The organism is Thiomicrorhabdus arctica DSM 13458, from assembly GCF_000381085.1.
Lineage (GTDB): Bacteria > Pseudomonadota > Gammaproteobacteria > Thiomicrospirales > Thiomicrospiraceae > Thiomicrorhabdus > Thiomicrorhabdus arctica.
In genome coordinates this window covers 100,239-117,856 of the sequence record NZ_KB905901.1, presented here as the reverse complement: position 1 = coordinate 117,856, position 17,618 = coordinate 100,239, and the positions used below count along the sequence as shown (strand labels likewise).

The following is a 17,618-nucleotide window of genomic DNA, read 5'->3' as shown; positions in this document are numbered from 1 at the left end:
ATCTTCACTATGTTAATGTGCTCATTTATCCCTTAGCACGAATCAAATATCGGCTAAAAATAATTACAATTGCACGGTTTAAATTTTAAAAAACTGCTTGGCTAACTCAGCATCGAGGCCTATCTGTAACGTCAAGGCCTCGAGACTTTCAAATTTCATTTCTGGACGAATAAAGTGTTCCAAAGTAACGTCAACGTGCCGACCGTAAAGGTCTTTATCCCAATGAAACAGATGCACTTCAATTGAAGGTCTTACACCGTCTACCGTTGGACGTAAGCCCAAATTAGCAACGCCTGGCCAGGGCCTGTCGGCAATACCATCAACGGTCACGGCAAAGACGCCCTGGACAGGCATATGAACACGTTTAGGATTGATATTTAACGTTCTAAACCCAAGGGTGCGACCTAATTTTTGGCCATGAATGACCCGACCACTAAACTTAAAGTCTCTGCCCAGTAAAGCCTTAGCCTCGGTTAAGTTATGCGAACTGAGTGCGGCTCTGACACGCGTACTGCTCACTCTCTCTTTAGTAAGATCAAAAGTCGGCATATCTGTCACGCTAAAACCGTTCAACTTCCCCAAGGTTTGCAAATAAACGTAATCCCCTTGGCGCTGTTTGCCAAAGCGGAAATCATCCCCAACCACCAGGTATTTAACATGTAAGCTATCCAATAATACATTCTGCACAAAATCGTCAGCACTTAATTCGGCAAAAGAGGCATTAAAACGCACGCACAAAACAAAGTCTATTTGGGTGGACTGTAGCGCTTGAATTTTTTCACGAAAATTCATTAAACGCACGGGTGCTGTTTCAGGTGCAAAATACTCAATCGGCAAGGGTTCAAAAATCATCACCACGCTGGGCAGACACCTATTCTTCGCCTGTTCGGCAACGGCTTGCACAACTTGCTGATGGCCCAAGTGCAAACCATCGAAATTACCGATTGTGAGTACACAGCCTTGCTTAAGTTGCGACTTAAATTGCTGGAGATTATGTAAGCCACGGATTAACTGCATTAACGCCAATACTAACTAAAAAAATAAGCCTTAAATTATAGCCGATTCAAAGCCTTAAGAGTCTGATAATCTTTTAAAGTGTATGATTTAACGGTTTAAAATAGTCAGAACAAGCGTCCTTTTAAACTTACCAGGCCTGTTCATCTTAAAATAGAGTCTGAATTTCACTCAAAAAAAAGGATGATTAACCCATCAACCTTAGCTTTTTAATAACCTTTTAGGGTTTAAACCCACCAGCATTAAGGTCACAAAATAGACCACCATGACACTCACTACGAGACCCAACAACCAAGTAAGGCGTTCCCAACCACTGAAACTTAACCAATGCCCTAAATCAGGATTTATGAGCAGAATGGCAATCACTAACATCACATTGGCCAATAGCACTTGAATAATCAACCTACCCCAGCCCGCCAAAGGCGTAAACACATTTTGTGTTGTCAAATACCAATACAATAATCCGGCGTTCATAAATGCAGAGATACTCGTCGCAGCCGCTAAGCCTACATGGGCAAAAGGACCGATTAAAATCAGGTTCATAATCATATTGGTTGTCAGAGCAATAATGGCCACTTTAACCGGTGTTTTCATATCTTTACGAGCATAGAATGCGGGCGCGAGAATCTTAACCAAGATAAAACCCAGTAGCCCAAATGAGTAGGCCATCAGACTCGCACTTGACATGCTGACGTCGAATGCCGTAAATTCGCCATAATAGAATAATGTAATGATGAGCGGTTTAGCTAATAACAGCAATCCCAAGGTCGCTGGCACGCCAATAATCAAAACTAAACGCAAAGCCGAATCGATATCCTTTTGAAATCCATCCCAGTTTTCATTAGCGGCTTTTTTGGACAGGCCTGGTAAGACGACTGTCGCTAAGGCCACGCCAAACACCCCTAATGGAAACTCCATTAAACGATCGGAATAATACAACCAAGAGACGGAACCCGTCATTAAAAACGACGCTAAAACGGTATCGACCAATAGGTTAATCTGTGCAACGGACACCCCAAATAGGGCCGGAATCATTAAACGCTTAATGTCACTGACTCCGGGATCTGCTTGACGAGTTGGGTGCGGTAGCAATCCTAAACGGTATAAATAAGGGAGATGAAATAAGAGCTGCACCACACCTGCGGCTAAAACACCCCATGCCAATGCCATGACAGGCACATCTAACAAGGGGGAAACCCATACAGCAAAACTGATCAGCACTAAATTTAAGAATACTGGTGTAAAGGCCGGTACCGCAAATTGATTATAGGTATTCATAATGGCCGACGAAAATGCCACCAAGGAGATCAATAATAGATAAGGAAAGGTAATCGATAACATATCGGCGGCGAGATTAAATTTCTCAGGCTCATCCATAAAACCCGGTGCAAAGACCATCATCCACAGTGAAGAACCAAAAACACCTGTTGCCGTCACCAACAATAAAATTCCCCCTAACCGATAACTCAAGGCATCGATTAAATGTTTAACGGCCGCCTTGCCCTGCTTCTCTTTGACCTCAGAGAGTATCGGCACAAAGGCTTGTGAAAAAGCCCCTTCTGCGAATAAGCGACGGAAAAAATTAGGAATTTTAAACGCGACCAAAAACGCATCTGCACCAGCCGTTGCACCAAAGTAGCGGGCAATAATCATATCGCGCACAAATCCCAAAATACGCGAGACCATGGTCATTCCTCCGACAGTGACCGTTGCTTTAATGATACGTTTCAAATGGGGGTTCTCACTCAGGTTAGTTATTGATTTACGGGACAAACTTAAACTGTTGAAATTGTACCAGACCCATAACCATGGCGGTTACGATTGTCTCAACTTATCCATGTCATCTTCAACCATCAACTTAAACCAAGCTTTCAGTTTATGCCAGGTTATTTGAAACGTTAGTCAAAGTTGCTGATTTTTTTAAGACAGTGGCTTTATAGATAAAGGTTCCAAAAGGCACAAATGAAGCAAGCGAGCCAATAAAACCCTGTCCTCCAGTGATCCGGCCTTTAAAGACGTTATAAAACAGCACCAGGTTAAAGGCAACAAACAGACCACCGTGCAAACGCCCCACCAAACTCACCGCTTCCGGCATGCCGAATTGATATTTAAGCGGCATCGCCACACATAATAAAAGCAATAATGACGTGCCTTCTAGTAAGGCCATTAAACGTAAAAATGTCATGTAAACTCCTTAGACTCAATTGATAAAATTAAGATACAAAAAAACCGGGATAAACCCGGTTTTTTATTTTACTTAGTTAAAAACTAAATAAAATTACGCCATCGCTTTAATACGAGCGTTGATACGGCTCTTAGAACGTGCCGCTTTGTTCTTAGTAATAATGCCTTTACGCGCCAAACCGTCTAACTTAGACTGAGCGGCACGGAAAGCAGTATTTGCAGCCTCTTTATCACCAGCAGCAACGGCCACTAATACTTTTTTCACGACAGTACGCATATGCGAACGTTGTGCAACGTTAAGGATACGAGTTTTTTCTGCAATGCGTGCGCGTTTGGTTGCTTGAGCTGTATTAGCCATTTTTAAATCTCCAATAATTAGGTTTTACGCATTAACCGATCCGTAGACCTCTATTAACACAACTCTCGATGCCTCAACGTAGACCACTACGAAGATAACAAAACCACAAATGGCCTGAAAGCAATCGTAGGATTATCCACATCTATCTAAGCCATGTCAAATAAATCAACAATATCTACCTTAAAAACGTTCAAAACCAAGTTATTAATGTTTATCCCAATAGATGTTATCTTTAAAATGGTCGACTAAAAAATCAATCAACACCCTCGACTTCTTGGGTAAAAAACGATTTTGGGGATAAATCGCATATGCAGCTATGCTGGGTATTTGATAGTCCGGTAACACCTTCACTAACGCACCTGACTGTAGGGCTTGCCAAGCGATAAAAGTAGGTAGCATGACCAGACCATGCCCATTGATTGCCATTTGGCATAAAAAATCGCCATTATTAGCACTCATTTGCCCCGATAAATGAATACTAACCTTACCCCCCTCTGGGTCGACTAGATGCCAATGATCTTCATACCCCCCATAACGTAACTGTAGGTGATTTTGTAAATCATCATGATGTTTAGGCACCCCATATTGTTTAAGGTATTCAGGACTTGCCAGCAGAGCAACCTGAATAGGCACTATTTTTCGCGCCTGAATAGAGGAGTTTTGTAATTGAGAAATACGAAATGCCAGGTCTAACCCCTCTGCAATCATATCGACTTGACGATCCGAAAAATCAATCTGTAGGTGGAGCTTAGGGTGCAGGCATGCAAAGGCCTCCAAGGCCGATGAAAGATGACTTAATCCGAAAGACATCGGTACAGACACGCGCAAAACGCCCTCAATCTCCCCCCCTTCCATTTCGGAGAGACCGTTCATCTCATCAACCGCATCTAACACCTTAATCGCACGCTCATAATACAACCTACCTGCCTCCGTTAGGTTTAAACGACGTGTTGTTCGCTGCAATAATTGGGTACCTAACTTGGATTCAAGCTCTGCCAATCTTCGACTGACCGCTGATTTCGCTAAATCCATCTGTTCTGCAGCTTTGCCAATACCACCCGCTTCTACGATACGAATGAAAATCTGTATGTTTTCTAACTGCCCCACACTACATCCTCCGCTGACTGTTCTCTATTAAGCAACAATGTTTTACTATTTTGCTGGTTTTTTACAACCTCTACAAGCGTTATTCTATTGGTAACTTATAGGACACTTCATTTATTTCAGTTACTCAGGAGAGAAACATGCACAACTTAATCGAATTCAGCACCAAATTTAGTGCCCCCATAGGTCGCGTTCTGCTCGCCAGCCTTTTCCTAATAGCTGGACTCAACAAGATATCTAACTATTCTGACACAGTCAATTACATGGAGGCTATGGGCGTTGCTGGCAGCTTACTCCCATTCGTCATATTAACTGAAATTGGAGGCGCTATCGCCATCATTTTAGGCTGGCATACTCGTTTGGCAGCCTTCGCTCTGGCTGGGTTTTCAATCCTATCAGCTTTACTATTCCACCTTGATTTTGCAAATCAAATCCAGATGATTATGTTTATGAAAAATATGGCCATTGCTGGCGCTTTCCTTTTATTGATTCACCATGGTGCAGGTGCGTATTCATTTGATAACCTCAAAAATAAGGAATTGCCATGATTAAAGAAATACAACAGATTTCCAAAGGAATGCCCACATCAGATGGTGCAGGCGTAAAAATGACCAGGCTGATTGGCACGCCCGAAATTGATATGCTCGATCCATTTTTAATGCTGGATTATTTTGGCACTGAAAACCCAGATGATTATATTTCTGGGTTTCCATCCCATCCACATCGGGGGTTTGAAACCATGACTTATATGATCGCGGGACATATGCGCCACGAAGATAATCATGGTAATAGTGGCCTGCTTAAACCAGGTGGCATTCAGTGGATGACGGCCGGTAAAGGCATCGTCCACTCAGAAATGCCCGAACAAGTATCAGGCGAAATGCGTGGATTCCAGCTGTGGATCAACCTTCCCAGCTACGCCAAAATGACGCCCGCGGGTTATCAAGATTATGAGCCCGAGTCGGTTCCAGTTGAAACCGCCGCAGACGGTAGTCAAACAAGGGTTATTGTCGGCAAGACAGATCAAGGCACCGTTGGCCCCGTGGTCAATAACTTTGTGCACCCTCTGTTTATGGACGTTCACCTCAAACCTGACCAGACCTGGTCACAAACGGTAAATGCCGCAGATAATAGCTTTATGTATGTTATTGATGGCGAGTTAAGCGTCGGTGAGCAAAAACGCACGCTCGGCCAGGGTAGTTTAGCGATTTTGACGGCAGGTGAGACCATAAGCCTACAAGCAAAAAGCAAAGCCAGCCGTTTTATTGTCGGCTCAGCCCTACCGATTAATGAACCGATTGCACGGCATGGTCCATTTGTCATGAATACCCAAGCGGAAATAAAACAGGCCTTTGAAGACTTTAGACAAGGTCTATTTTAGGTTTGTTATACATCAACCAGGCCTGGTTAAGTGCATCAAGCCTTTAGAAAATAGACTCAATGGTCCCTAAAAATAGACTCTACAGGGACAAACAGATTAAAAAGGAAAAGATCATGGGATTTTTAGTCAATGGGCAATGGGAACCGGTTTGGTATGATACGGAAACGACCCAAGGTGAATTCAAACGCTTAGAACCAGTGTTCAGAAACTGGATTACGACCGACGGCCAAGCAGGCCCTACAGGTACAGCTGGTTTTAAAGCCGAAGCCAATCGCTACCACCTCTATATTTCACTGGCCTGCCCTTGGGCGCATCGCACAATGATTATGCGTCAAATAAAAGGACTGGAAGCGTTCATTTCTGTTTCAGTGGTCAATGCCTATATGAATGACGCGGAAGGTTGGACGTTTCATGAAGGTGCAGGTGTGGTCGAAGATAACGTCAATCACAAAACCCTGTTGCATGAGATCTACACTTTGGCAGAACCCAATTTTACGGGTGTCGTCAGTGTACCTTTACTTTGGGATAAAAAACTAAAAACTGCGGTTAATAACGAATCTTCTGAAATTATTCGCATGCTCAACTCAGCCTTTGATCACTTGGGTGCCAAAGCGGGTGATTATTATCCTGCATCACTGAGAACAGAGATTGATGAGATCAATGAATTCGTCTACCAAACGATTAATAATGGTGTCTATCGTGCGGGATTTGCTACCAAGCAAGCGCCTTATGAGCGAGCCGTCACTAAGCTTTTCGCGGCACTGGATGTGTGTGAAGCGCGTTTATCAAAACAGCGTTTTCTGGTTGGTAACCAATTGACAGAAGCCGATATTCGGTTGTTCACGACGCTGGTTAGATTTGACGCCGTCTATTACGGACACTTTAAATGTAATCTCAAGCGTCTAGTCGACTACCCGAACCTGTTTAACTATCTACTCGATATTTATCAGCATCAGGGCATTGCACAAACCGTTGACCTGGAATACTCCAAAGCCCACTATTACGGTAGCCACGACACCATTAATCCAACGGGTATTATTCCCTTAGGCCCCATTCAAGACTTCAATCAAGTCCATAATAGAAATCGATTCGACAAAAACGGTTAACAAACGGATTAAACCAGGCGTAACCTGTATCAATTTACAGAATGACCAGGCCTGGTCATATTGTGGAAGGGTTTGGTTTGGTTTCGCTTATCTAATTTAAATAAAGAAAGAACCAAACAAAAAAGGAGGATTTTTGGCCAAGATCAAGGCAAGTTCTGGTGAAGTGTACAAATAGTACACGAGTCAGAGCATAACGAAGAGATTGAACAAAAAGACCCTTTTTACTCGCGGTGATAGGGGTGGTTGTTGATGACTGACCACGCCCGGTAGATCTGTTCAGCCACCAAGATCCGTACCATAGGATGGGGCATCGTCAGATTAGACAAACCCCACTTCCATTGCGCTTGCTGAATCAGACTCTCTTCAAGTCCATCAGGCCCTCCAACAATCAAAGCCACATCTTGTCCGCCACCAAGCCACTCTTCGAGTTTGCAGGCAAGGCCTTTTGTGGTGACTTGCTGACCGTGCTCATCCAATATAATCAAACGAGCACCTTTCGGAATCGCCGCTAAAATACGTTTGGCTTCTTCCGCTTTATAAACATCCGCAGAACCGGTTTTGCCGCGTTGCGCCATCGGCAGTTCTACCAATTTAAGCGTGCAAGCTTTCGGCAGCCGTTTGGCATATTCGAAGTAGCCGTCTTGTACCCATTTGGGCATTTTTTGGCCAACGGTTATAAAGTGAATAATCATGGTTTGCTGACGTTAACGGTTTTTATTCAGCCGCTTCACCAGTAGGTTTAACTTCCCATAGTTTTTCTAAAGCGTAATGTGCACGCGCGCTTTCTGTCATGACGTGAATGATTACATCGCCTAAATCGATTAAGACCCAGTCAGGTTGTGGCCCGGCTTCGACACCTAACGCAGGAAAACCCGCCTCTTTAAAAGCTAAGGCGACGTTGTTACCTACCCCTTTCACGTGTGCGGTGGAAGTACCCGTCGCGATAATCATTCTGTCGGCGAAATCACTGATTTCTGAGATATCGATGATTTGAATATCACGTCCCTTAAAATCTTCTAGTGTTTTAACCGCTAACGTTTCTATTGCTTGTATATCCATAGTCATAGTATTTTCTCTTTTAGTATCTTTTTAATCTGTCTCTAGCTTATTGATATAAGCCGTGTTTTTGAATAAATTCCATTACATTTGACGGTAATAAATAATCTGCTGTATGTCCGTCTTTAATCTGTTGTCGCACCATCGTTGAACTGATCTCCAGCTGAGTGACGGCCATATCAACAATTTGCCCAGATGCTTGCGTTAACTGAGCCACTTGATGGCTTTGATAAATTTTGCCGACTTCACCTTCGCTCGGCAAGACTTCACCTGGACGATGCATAATGGCCAGATTGGCGAGCTTTAAAATGCCCTGCCAGTTTTGCCACCGATGAAATTGTGAAAACGTATCGGTGCCCATCATCAACACTAAACAGGCCTCAGGCTCTCTTTGTTTCAAACTGTCCAAGGTATCCACCATATAAGATGGACCACCACGTTCAATTTCAATTTTTTCTAAGGTAAATGTCGGCTGATTTTCAATCGCTAACTCGATCATGGCACAGCGCTGTTCTGCCGACACTTGTGGCAATGCTCTATGCACCGGTTGATAACAAGGTACAAACAAAACCCGATCTAACCCAAGGTGCTGCTGTACTTCCAAAGCGGGCCTTAAATGTCCGTAATGGATGGGGTCAAAAGTGCCGCCATTAATCCCAATCAGTTTCACCGATTCACTCTCTTAAATTAAATTAGCAACGTTTCGCTTGAGGCGCTTTTACTTACGAATATTGCCATCACCCAAAACGATGTATTTCTGCGACGTTAAGCCTTCTAACCCCACTGGGCCACGCGCATGAAACTTATCGGTGCTAATACCGATTTCTGCGCCTAAACCATATTCAAATCCATCTGCAAAACGGGTCGAAACATTGACCATCACCGAACTTGAATCGACTTCCGCTAAAAATCGTCGAGAAATTGTGAAGTTTTCGGTAATAATCGATTCGGTATGCCCTGAACTATACTTCGCAATATGATCCATTGCCATATCGACATCTTTCACCACTCGTATTGATAAGATTGGAGCTAAATACTCGGTTGCCCAATCTTCTTCGGTGGCGGCATTCGCCTTAATGATGGCACAGGTTTTTTTGCAGCCACGTAACTCTACGCCCTTGTCTCCGAACTGTTTTGCCAGTTCAGGTAAGACTCTGGCGGCCTGCGACTCTGCGATCAATAAAGTCTCCATCGCATTACAGACCCCATAACGATGGGTTTTGGCATTCACCGCAACACGTATCGCTTTGTTATAGTCTGCAGAATCGTCAATATAGACATGGCAAATACCATCGAGATGCTTAATCACAGGCACGCGTGCATTCTGACTAATGCGTTCGATCAAACCTTTACCACCTCGTGGAATAATCACATCAACAAACTCTGGCATGGCAATCAATTCGCCGACCGCTTCACGATCTGTGGTTTCAACGACTTGCACAGCGGTTTCTGGTAAACCAACCGCTGCCAAACCTTGCTGAATACATTTCGCTAACGCTTGGTTAGAATATGTGGCTTCAGAACCCCCGCGTAAAATCGCCGCATTACCCGACTTTAAACACAAGGCTGCCGCATCAATGGTGACATTGGGACGTGATTCATAAATGATTCCGACCACGCCTAATGGCACACGCATTTTTCCGATTTGAATTCCTGAAGGGCGAAAACTCATCTCTGATATTTCGCCAATCGGGTCTTGCAGTGCCGCGACCTGCTGTAAGCCTTCAATCATGCCAGCGATGCCCGCATCGGTAATGGCTAAACGATCCAACATCGCGGCATCTAAACCGTTTTTCTTGCCATTTTCCAAATCTTTTGCATTCTCAGCCTTTAACAATTCAGCCGATTTTTGCAACGCATCTGCCATCGCTAATAGTGCACGATTCTTATCCTTGGTGGTGGCTCTCACTAAAGCGCGTGAAGCCGCTCTGGCTTGCCCACCTATTTTTTGCATATACTCTTTTACATTCATCTGGATACCCACCCTGTTCTTTTTATTCTTTTCTGATTCGGTGTGATTGAAAATAGTTTCAAATAACAGTTTAAGAGCGTGCCATTTTAGAAACCAGTTCGGACAAACCTAACCAAACCTCATCAGGACTCATGGTCGGCTGAATGCCTTTGATCATTAAATCGACCTTTAAAGCGGATTTTAATAACGCCTGCCAAGACATCAACCCCTGGCGGCTCAAGGCACTGCCATATTCTGACTGCTTCGACTGCCAAATACCACACTGCTTAAAGGCTTGCCCCATAGAAATCTGTTGTGAAAGTTGCGCCAAGGCAATGAGCTGACGTAACTCCTTTGACAGCAACCAGAGAATAATCGGCGCTTCAATACCTTCTTGGCGTAAACGCATCAACATCTGCAAACTGTAGGCAACCTGACCATTCAGTACGGCAGATGACAAAGCAAACAGTTGATAATGCGCTTGATCAACGACATTGTCTAAAATGGTCTGAGCATTAATACAGCTACCCGCTGGTAATAACAGCGACAACTTGAGTAATTCTTGATCGGCGGCTAATAAATTACCTTCGACCCGTTCGGCTAATAAGTTGGCCGCCTCTGGCTCCAAGGTTAAATCCAAACTTTGAGATTTTTGCTGACACCAACTTGGCAAAGCACTTATCGGCACAGGCTTGGCTTGTACCACCAGGCCTGCTGACTCTATGGCAATGACCCATTTTGACTTAAGCTGTCGGCTATCCAAACGTTCACATAAAAATACAATCACGATTTCAGGTGGTAATGTCTGCACAAATTGACACCAGTCCTGAATAAACTTCCCCCCCTCTCGACCTGGCGAACCTTTGGGTATATTCACCAAAATCATCCGTGTATCTGAAAACAGTGAACCCGCCTGGGTCTCCATTTGCAGTGACTGCCAATCAGAGTTAGCATCCATATCGTAAACATCGCCACTTAGATACCCCTGGCTGTTTAATGTTTTCCGCAAGCCATCATAACAGTCACGCAAAAAGAGCGGCTCTTCACCATACAACAAATAAACCGGTTGTACGGTAAATGAAGTCGATTTCAGTTGATTGAGAAACGCACTCGCGACAATCATAACAGCGCCTTAATCAGTTGGCACAGTGGTTGGCGTAATGGTTGGAAGAGTGCTTTCCACTGGAACAATTTTCGGGCCCGGTGATGCTTTTAACATCGCTCGATTGATTCGCTCCATAATATTCATCACCAAATCTTCAGCCATTTCACGATGAATGCTCCCCAACTCACTATTCGCGGCTAATAAGGCTGCGGTGTCAATTTGACGATCACGATAAGCTTGAGCACTGCTGCTCACAATCGTCTCATCCGTCGCAACAAGAATGGCTGAAAAGGGCTGCTCCATGCTCATAAATTCTGCCGTGGTATCACCTAATCCAGAATAGGCCGTTCGATTTACTTTATAAAGGGTCGGCTGCAATATGATCTGTAATTCCGCGGCGGCCAAGGAGTCAACCAACTGAACGCCCGACTGAGCGAGTTGCGAACGCATCGCTTGTTCTATTTCGGGACGAACGCCTGCCAGACTTTGCAATTTAACGGTTTTAAATTGCATGTAACCTATACGGTCTAAACCACGCAAATGAAAACCACAACCGTTTAATCCAGCCGTCATCATAACCAATAGACTCATCAACAGTGTGATAGACATAAGGCGCCAGAAACGAATTGACCAGGCCTGGTCATTTTTAAAAACACTTGTTTTCATAATTACATTATCGCTTTTAAAGGCTTTGTTAATATCATATTGAGTATCCTTGAGCATATGATTCACTTTAGTCTAGCACTGTTAACCCATTAGCCTTTTACGACTAAGTTAACCAATCGACCTGGTACGACGATCTCTTTTAGGATCTCTTTACCGTCTATAAACTTCAAGACAGCTTCATGCTCTTTAGCCATTGCCAAAATAGTCTCCTTATCCGCGTTCACAGACACTTCAATTTTACCGCGTAACTTACCGTTAACCTGAACGATTAATTCAAGCTCAGACTTAATCAGAGCAGAGGCATCGACAGTAGGCCAAGTCGCATCCACGATTAAACCATCCTTACCTAAAGCAATCCATAAATTCTGTGATAGGTGTGGTGTCATTGGCGATAACATCAATATTAAAATTTCTAAGGCCTCTTGCATCACACCACGACTGGATTCAGCATCCTCTTCAAATTTGGATAATTCATTCATCAGCTCCATACACGCCGCAATCGCCGTATTGAAGGTTTGACGACGCCCAATATCGTCGGTGACTTTCTGCAAGGTTTCATGCAGTTTTAAACGCAACGCTTTCGCGTCTTTACTCAACCCTTCTGATGAAGTTGCTGCAGTGACCAGGCCTGCTTCAATGTGGCTTTGCACTTGTCGCCAAACACGGTTGAGGAAGCGGAATCCACCCTCAACGCCTTTATCTGACCACTCCAAACTTTGTTCTGGCGGCGCAGCAAACATGATAAAGAGACGAACGGTGTCCGCACCAAACTTTGCAATCAGACCTTGCGGATCGACCGTATTGCCTTTCGATTTCGACATTTTACTGCCATCTAATAACACCATACCTTGGGTCAATAACTTCTTAAACGGCTCGTCAGACTTGACCAGTCCTTGATCTCGCATCAATTTATGGAAAAAGCGTGCATACAATAGATGTAAGATTGCGTGCTCAATGCCACCGATATATTGATCAACTGGCGCCCAGTAATCGGCACGTTCATCCAACATCGCAGTTGAATTGTCTTTAGACGTGTAACGAGCGTGATACCAAGACGACTCAAAGAAGGTATCAAAAGTATCGGTTTCACGCTGAGCCCGTCCACCACACTGAGGACAGTCACAGTTTTTAAAGCTGTCTAACTTAGCTAATGGAGACCCAGAACCATCTGGCACGACATCTTCAGGCAATTTAACAGGTAACTGATCTTCTGGTACAGGCAGTGCACCACACGCTGGGCAATAGATAACAGGAATTGGGCACCCCCAATAACGTTGACGAGAAATTCCCCAGTCACGTAAACGGTAGTTGGTCTGTTTTTCACCGAGACTTTTCTCGCCAATCTTTTTCTCACCGAGGACTTTCGCCATTTCGTGTAATGCTTGCTTAGATTTCAACCCATCAAACTGACCAGAATTAACCAAGAAGCCCTTTTCAGTAAAGGCTGCTTTGGAGACGTCAGCCATTTCATCGGCTTTTGGGGCAATGACCGCTTTGATCTCTAAACCGTAGGCTTTAGCAAATTCATAATCACGTTGATCATGTGCCGGTACAGACATCACCGCACCCGTACCGTAATTCATTAAGACAAAGTTCGCCGCCCAAACAGGAACGATTTCACCGGTTATCGGATGGAGCACACGAATGCCAGTATCCACACCCTTTTTTTGCATGGTTTCCATATCCGCTTCTGCCGTTGAGACATGTGAGCACTCTTCAATAAAACGTTCTAACGGTTCGTTATTGATAGAGGCTTTGACCGACAAAGGGTGATCTGAGGCTATCGCTAAGTACGTCACCCCCATCAAGGTATCCGGACGAGTCGTGTAGACATCTAAAGTCGCGTCTTGTCCTTGGGTTTGTCCTTGAATAGGAAAAGAGATCTGTAAGCCTGTCGATTTGCCAATCCAGTTGCGCTGCATGGTTTTAACTTGCTCAGGCCAGCCATCCAACTTATCTAAACCTTCTAATAACTCTTCGGCATAATCGGTAATACGCAAGAACCACTGAGCGATCTCTTTACGTTCAACCGGGGCACCAGAGCGCCAACCTTTGCCATCAATCACCTGTTCATTCGCCAACACGGTCATATCAACTGGATCCCAGTTAACCACCGATAATTTACGATAGACCAAGCCTTCTTGCATTAGGCGCGTGAATAACCACTGCTCCCAACGGTAATACTCTGGATGACACGTCGCTATTTCACGCGTCCAGTCATAACCCAAGCCCAAAGACTTGAGCTGATTACGCATATAATCGATATTTTCATAAGTCCACTTAGCGGGCGCAACATTATTCGCCATGGCGGCGTTTTCCGCTGGCAGACCAAAGGCGTCCCAACCCATTGGCTGTAATACGTTCTTACCTTGCATACGCTGGTAACGAGAAATGACATCGCCGATGGTGTAGTTACGCACATGCCCCATATGCAGTTTTCCACTTGGGTACGGGAACATAGACAGGCAGTAATACTTCTCCTTGCTGTCATCTTCATTGACCACAAAGGTCTCGTTATCGTCCCAATATTTTTGGATTTCTGCTTCAATTTTCTGAGGATTGTATTGAACTTCTGACATGGCTTTTACTTCTACTTCCAAACGGTTAGCGTGCATCTAAGAAAATCGCGTCTTTCGACTTGAGAATTCAGCATAATTCTCGACTTGCTTATTAAATTAAATAAGTTCAATATTATAGTTGAAACAGACCATTAACAGGAGAAAAAAATGAATGGCAATAAAATGCTCAAAGCCTATAGAACCTTACTGAATCATGCCAAGGAATCCCTGATTTATACAGAACAAAAAACCTGGCAGCTCTTAGGACAGGCCATTGAGAAAGCTGAACAAGCAGACTATGCCCTTGCTGAGTTAACCAGCAAAGAATTTGAACAAGTTCAACAAGATGTACATGCCGATGTAATGCAAGCCGCCGAGTATTTGTCTGAAGCTGAAAAAGGCGTTGATGAGTTCATCCATATGGATTTGCCATTACTGGAAACGATCTTAATTGATAAAGCGCTGACTTTAGCCGATCCAACGGACATTACGTTATTAAGACTGCGTTTAGCGGCCGCGATGGATGAAAACCATCCGATGTTTGATCATCCAAACTAACCGAGTTGAACTGGACAATGCCTCTGACATCTATAGTCGTCCGCTTAGGAAATAGCGTTTGGCTAACATAAAGGCAAACAGACTGAACAATAGAAACAACACTGGCAATTTACCCCATTCGGCATAGAGCGTTAACCCTTCATAAGGCTGCACTTTACCTCTCAATACGCCTATTTCATAGGCTGGGATCTGCTGTTTTATTTTACCCTTAATATCAATAATCGCACTGAAACCGGTGTTGGTACTACGCGCAATTTCACGTCCTAATTCCAACGCTCGCATTTGCACTTCTTGTAGTTGCTGTGCGGGTTCAAAGGTATGGGCAAACCAGGCGTCATTACTGACGGTAATAAGGTATTTTGCCTCCGGCAACTGTCTCGCCATCTCTTCGCCAAACGCGGTTTCATAACAGATACTTAACCCTGCCAACTGCCCACCTAACATAAGGGGCGCTTGATCGTCAGCACCGGCTGTAAAAGTCGCATAAGGAATGTTAAACAGCGAACTAACGTAAGCGAATGCATCGTTCAAGGGAAAAAATTCACTAAAGGGTACAAGATGAGACTTGTAATAACGGTCCGTAGGGCGATGCAGATTAATTAAAGCATTGTAATAATTTGCTGAACCGCGATCACCTGCGATGGCACCCACAAGAATATCCGTATTTAATAACTGAGCATCTTTAATAAAAGAATTTAAAGCACCTCGTTCGACCACATCGTAATAAGCAGGAACAGCTGTCTCCGGCCAGACAATGACATCCGCATCCATATTACTTTTGGTCATCGAAACATATCGTTTCAAAGTCGGCATAAATTCAGACTGCAGCCACTTCTTTTCCTGTGGAATATTACCTTGTAATAACGCAATATCGACGGGCTTATCAACGGGTTTCACCCACTCGACATCCTGCAATAAACCGCCTACTGACCACAGCAAACAGAGTGTGATACTGGCCACAAACCACGAACGTTTTTTAAATAACCACAACAACAAACCCGCGGACATGGCAATCGCCCACGACATGCCCCACACCCCAAATACGGGTGCATACCCCGCCAACCAGGTTTCGATATGACTATTTCCCACCAATAAAAAAGGGTAACCGCCCAGCAAAGATGAACGCACTAGTTCACCGCCCACCCAAACCGCTGGAAAGAGAACGGTTAAGACCAGGCCTGGTCGTTTACTGTCTTTAAAATACTGTGCGACCCAACCACTGAACGCGATAAACAAGGAAAGGAATAAGATAAAACTGAAGGTCATCAAAATGGCTAAAGGTAACAGCACACCCGAATAGACATAAATACTTGAGAACAACCAACTGACGCCAAAGCCGAAAAATCCGAGGCCAAACCACAAACCGATTTTAAACCCTTCAAAACGGTTTTCGGCTTCTAACCACAGCAAAAATAGACCAGTCAAAGAGGCAATGATCACGGGTGCAAAATTTAACGGCGCAAAAGACAATACGCCTAATAGTCCAAGTCCAAAAGCAATAGCCTGTTTTTTTTGAGGAATAAATAGATTAATAAGTCCGCTTAAAAATGGGTTTTTAACGGTTTTCAAATGTACAATCCTCTGCATTTAACGCAAGCTTGAAGGTGGTTTTAGGGTAATTCATCAGTATTGGTAAGACGGTCAATGTTTTCTTTAGCCTGCTCGCTAATCTTGTCGTCCAAAGGCTTAACTTCAAACAGTTCCGCGCGACGGTTATTGCCTTTCAGCACGGTAAAACAAAAGTTTTGAGTCGTTAAGCTTTCTTCTTGCAAAGGCACATGACCAAACTCAGAGGCCAAAAAACCTCCAATCGTTTCACTATTACCATCCTGTATAGAAACACCGAAGAATTCATTGAACTTTTCAATTGGCGTAAAAGCGTTAACAGAATAAGCACCAGCAACGCGTTTCTGAATGTGCTCTTGTTCATCAATATCATGTTCATCTTCAATATCACCAACAATCTGTTCTAACACGTCTTCAATCGTGACAAGGCCCGCTAGCTCGGCATACTCGTCAACCACTAACGCTAAATGGTTGCGACTGGATTTAAAATCACGCAATAACACATTCAAGCGCTTGCTTTCCGGCACAAAAATAGGCGTGCGATAGATCTTTTCTAAATCTTCTTTAGTGGTCAACTCGCCTTTCACGACCGCTCTAAAGACATCTTTCGCAAGTAAAACACCGACAATTTCATTGCCACAAATAACAGGATACCGCGAATGCGAACTTTCAAGCATGGTTTCTAAAATAGACTCTAAAGGCTCCAAGGCATCAATCAATTCAATTTGCAAACGTGGGATCATAATGTCACGTACACGCGCTTCTGAAACATTCAAAACGCCATTAATCATTAATAGTGCGTCAGAATCTATCAACCCTTGGCTTTGCGCGTCATTCAAAACACTTATTAGATCTTCTCGATTCTCCGGCTCATCTGAAAAAATCTTTGCCAGACGTTCCAGCCATGAAGAGCCGCTAATACTGTCACTCATTTACAATTTAAACCTCGGTATAAAAAACCTCTAACCTGAAAAGTAGATTAGATAGCTTTGGCGATAAACTTCACATGTG

General features: G+C 43.9%; 18 protein-coding genes. 4 read left to right on the top strand and 14 right to left on the bottom strand.

Going from position 1 to position 17,618, the window contains the following annotated elements; all coding sequences use genetic code 11:
• Positions 1 to 78: 78 nt before the first annotated feature.
• The 5 genes from ribF to F612_RS0110155 form a co-directional block, all read right to left on the bottom strand.
• A complete protein-coding gene (gene ribF, locus F612_RS0110175; protein ID WP_019557667.1) occupies positions 79 to 1,017 on the bottom strand; it encodes a bifunctional riboflavin kinase/FAD synthetase in 939 nt (312 codons plus the stop codon).
• Positions 1,018 to 1,215: 198 nt separating this feature from the next.
• The gene (gene murJ, locus F612_RS0110170) at positions 1,216 to 2,745 is read right to left on the bottom strand and encodes a murein biosynthesis integral membrane protein MurJ (RefSeq protein ID WP_026329733.1); all 1,530 of its coding nucleotides are present in this window, start codon (positions 2,743 to 2,745) and stop codon (positions 1,216 to 1,218) included.
• Positions 2,746 to 2,890: 145 nt separating this feature from the next.
• On the bottom strand, positions 2,891 to 3,199 hold the full coding sequence (locus F612_RS0110165; protein ID WP_019557665.1) for a DUF3817 domain-containing protein: 309 nt from the start codon (positions 3,197 to 3,199) through the stop codon (positions 2,891 to 2,893).
• Between the two features lie 93 nt (positions 3,200 to 3,292).
• Entirely contained in the window at positions 3,293 to 3,556 is a 264-nt protein-coding gene (gene rpsT / locus F612_RS0110160) for a 30S ribosomal protein S20 (protein ID WP_019557664.1), read from the bottom strand.
• 204 nt (positions 3,557 to 3,760) lie between these two features.
• Positions 3,761 to 4,663: a LysR family transcriptional regulator gene (locus F612_RS0110155; RefSeq protein WP_019557663.1), complete on the bottom strand. Its 903-nt coding sequence runs from the start codon at positions 4,661 to 4,663 to the stop codon at positions 3,761 to 3,763.
• Between the two features lie 137 nt (positions 4,664 to 4,800).
• Here F612_RS0110155 and F612_RS0110150 point away from each other — a divergent pair, with 137 nt between their 5' ends.
• From F612_RS0110150 to F612_RS0110140, 3 genes are all read left to right on the top strand, one after another.
• A complete protein-coding gene (locus F612_RS0110150) occupies positions 4,801 to 5,208 on the top strand; it encodes a DoxX family protein (protein ID WP_019557662.1) in 408 nt (135 codons plus the stop codon).
• Complete coding sequence (locus tag F612_RS0110145; protein WP_019557661.1) at positions 5,205 to 6,041, top strand: pirin family protein; 837 nt, start codon at positions 5,205 to 5,207, stop codon at positions 6,039 to 6,041. The genes F612_RS0110150 and F612_RS0110145 overlap by 4 nt, the downstream gene beginning before the upstream one ends.
• 113 nt (positions 6,042 to 6,154) lie before the next feature.
• Positions 6,155 to 7,147 (top strand): glutathione S-transferase family protein, encoded by a 993-nt coding sequence (locus F612_RS0110140; protein ID WP_019557660.1) that lies wholly within the window; start codon positions 6,155 to 6,157, stop codon positions 7,145 to 7,147.
• A 221-nt stretch (positions 7,148 to 7,368) separates the two neighbouring features.
• Here the strand turns inward: F612_RS0110140 and rlmH are convergent, their stop codons facing one another.
• From rlmH to leuS, 7 genes are all read right to left on the bottom strand, one after another.
• Positions 7,369 to 7,839 carry a 23S rRNA (pseudouridine(1915)-N(3))-methyltransferase RlmH gene (gene rlmH / locus F612_RS0110135; RefSeq protein ID WP_019557659.1) on the bottom strand — a complete coding sequence of 157 codons (471 nt, stop codon included), beginning with the start codon at positions 7,837 to 7,839 and terminating at the stop codon, positions 7,369 to 7,371.
• A gap of 22 nt (positions 7,840 to 7,861) precedes the next feature.
• Positions 7,862 to 8,212, bottom strand: coding sequence for a ribosome silencing factor (gene rsfS, locus F612_RS0110130; RefSeq protein WP_019557658.1), 351 nt, complete (start codon positions 8,210 to 8,212; stop codon positions 7,862 to 7,864).
• Between the two features lie 40 nt (positions 8,213 to 8,252).
• Positions 8,253 to 8,873, bottom strand: a complete 621-nt coding sequence (gene nadD, locus F612_RS0110125) for a nicotinate-nucleotide adenylyltransferase (protein WP_019557657.1) — start codon at positions 8,871 to 8,873, stop codon at positions 8,253 to 8,255.
• Between the two features lie 48 nt (positions 8,874 to 8,921).
• Entirely contained in the window at positions 8,922 to 10,175 is a 1,254-nt protein-coding gene (locus tag F612_RS0110120) for a glutamate-5-semialdehyde dehydrogenase (RefSeq protein WP_019557656.1), read from the bottom strand.
• Positions 10,176 to 10,245: 70 nt separating this feature from the next.
• Positions 10,246 to 11,277, bottom strand: a complete 1,032-nt coding sequence (gene holA / locus F612_RS0110115; RefSeq protein WP_019557655.1) for a DNA polymerase III subunit delta — start codon at positions 11,275 to 11,277, stop codon at positions 10,246 to 10,248.
• A gap of 9 nt (positions 11,278 to 11,286) precedes the next feature.
• Positions 11,287 to 11,925: an LPS-assembly lipoprotein LptE gene (locus F612_RS0110110; protein ID WP_157760539.1), complete on the bottom strand. Its 639-nt coding sequence runs from the start codon at positions 11,923 to 11,925 to the stop codon at positions 11,287 to 11,289.
• An 89-nt stretch (positions 11,926 to 12,014) separates the two neighbouring features.
• The gene (leuS, locus tag F612_RS0110105; RefSeq protein ID WP_026329730.1) at positions 12,015 to 14,504 is read right to left on the bottom strand and encodes a leucine--tRNA ligase; all 2,490 of its coding nucleotides are present in this window, start codon (positions 14,502 to 14,504) and stop codon (positions 12,015 to 12,017) included.
• 147 nt (positions 14,505 to 14,651) lie between these two features.
• On the opposite strand from leuS, the gene F612_RS0110100 reads away from it, so the two are divergent.
• On the top strand, positions 14,652 to 15,041 hold the full coding sequence (locus F612_RS0110100; RefSeq protein ID WP_019557652.1) for a zinc ribbon-containing protein: 390 nt from the start codon (positions 14,652 to 14,654) through the stop codon (positions 15,039 to 15,041).
• Positions 15,042 to 15,071: 30 nt separating this feature from the next.
• Here the strand turns inward: F612_RS0110100 and lnt are convergent, their stop codons facing one another.
• A complete protein-coding gene (lnt, locus tag F612_RS0110095) occupies positions 15,072 to 16,610 on the bottom strand; it encodes an apolipoprotein N-acyltransferase (RefSeq protein WP_245539538.1) in 1,539 nt (512 codons plus the stop codon).
• A 41-nt stretch (positions 16,611 to 16,651) separates the two neighbouring features.
• On the bottom strand, positions 16,652 to 17,539 hold the full coding sequence (locus F612_RS0110090; protein WP_019557650.1) for an HlyC/CorC family transporter: 888 nt from the start codon (positions 17,537 to 17,539) through the stop codon (positions 16,652 to 16,654).
• Positions 17,540 to 17,618: the final 79 nt, after the last annotated feature.

Bases quoted from the DNA above. Each gene is read 5' to 3' on its own strand.
- F612_RS0110165 (WP_019557665.1), bottom strand. From the start codon at position 3,199: ATGACATTTTTACGTTTAATGGCCTTACTAGAAGGCACGTCATTATTG.
- rpsT (WP_019557664.1), bottom strand. From the start codon at position 3,556: ATGGCTAATACAGCTCAAGCAACCAAACGCGCACGCATTGCAGAAAAA.
- F612_RS0110145 (WP_019557661.1), top strand. From the start codon at position 5,205: ATGATTAAAGAAATACAACAGATTTCCAAAGGAATGCCCACATCAGAT.
- rlmH (WP_019557659.1), bottom strand. From the start codon at position 7,839: ATGATTATTCACTTTATAACCGTTGGCCAAAAAATGCCCAAATGGGTA.
- F612_RS0110140 (WP_019557660.1), top strand. From the start codon at position 6,155: ATGGGATTTTTAGTCAATGGGCAATGGGAACCGGTTTGGTATGATACG.
- F612_RS0110090 (WP_019557650.1), bottom strand. From the start codon at position 17,539: ATGAGTGACAGTATTAGCGGCTCTTCATGGCTGGAACGTCTGGCAAAG.
- F612_RS0110110 (WP_157760539.1), bottom strand. From the start codon at position 11,925: ATGAAAACAAGTGTTTTTAAAAATGACCAGGCCTGGTCAATTCGTTTC.
- F612_RS0110150 (WP_019557662.1), top strand. From the start codon at position 4,801: ATGCACAACTTAATCGAATTCAGCACCAAATTTAGTGCCCCCATAGGT.
- holA (WP_019557655.1), bottom strand. From the start codon at position 11,277: ATGATTGTCGCGAGTGCGTTTCTCAATCAACTGAAATCGACTTCATTT.
- ribF (WP_019557667.1), bottom strand. From the start codon at position 1,017: ATGCAGTTAATCCGTGGCTTACATAATCTCCAGCAATTTAAGTCGCAA.
- leuS (WP_026329730.1), bottom strand. From the start codon at position 14,504: ATGTCAGAAGTTCAATACAATCCTCAGAAAATTGAAGCAGAAATCCAA.
- F612_RS0110100 (WP_019557652.1), top strand. From the start codon at position 14,652: ATGAATGGCAATAAAATGCTCAAAGCCTATAGAACCTTACTGAATCAT.
- F612_RS0110120 (WP_019557656.1), bottom strand. From the start codon at position 10,175: ATGAATGTAAAAGAGTATATGCAAAAAATAGGTGGGCAAGCCAGAGCG.
- rsfS (WP_019557658.1), bottom strand. From the start codon at position 8,212: ATGACTATGGATATACAAGCAATAGAAACGTTAGCGGTTAAAACACTA.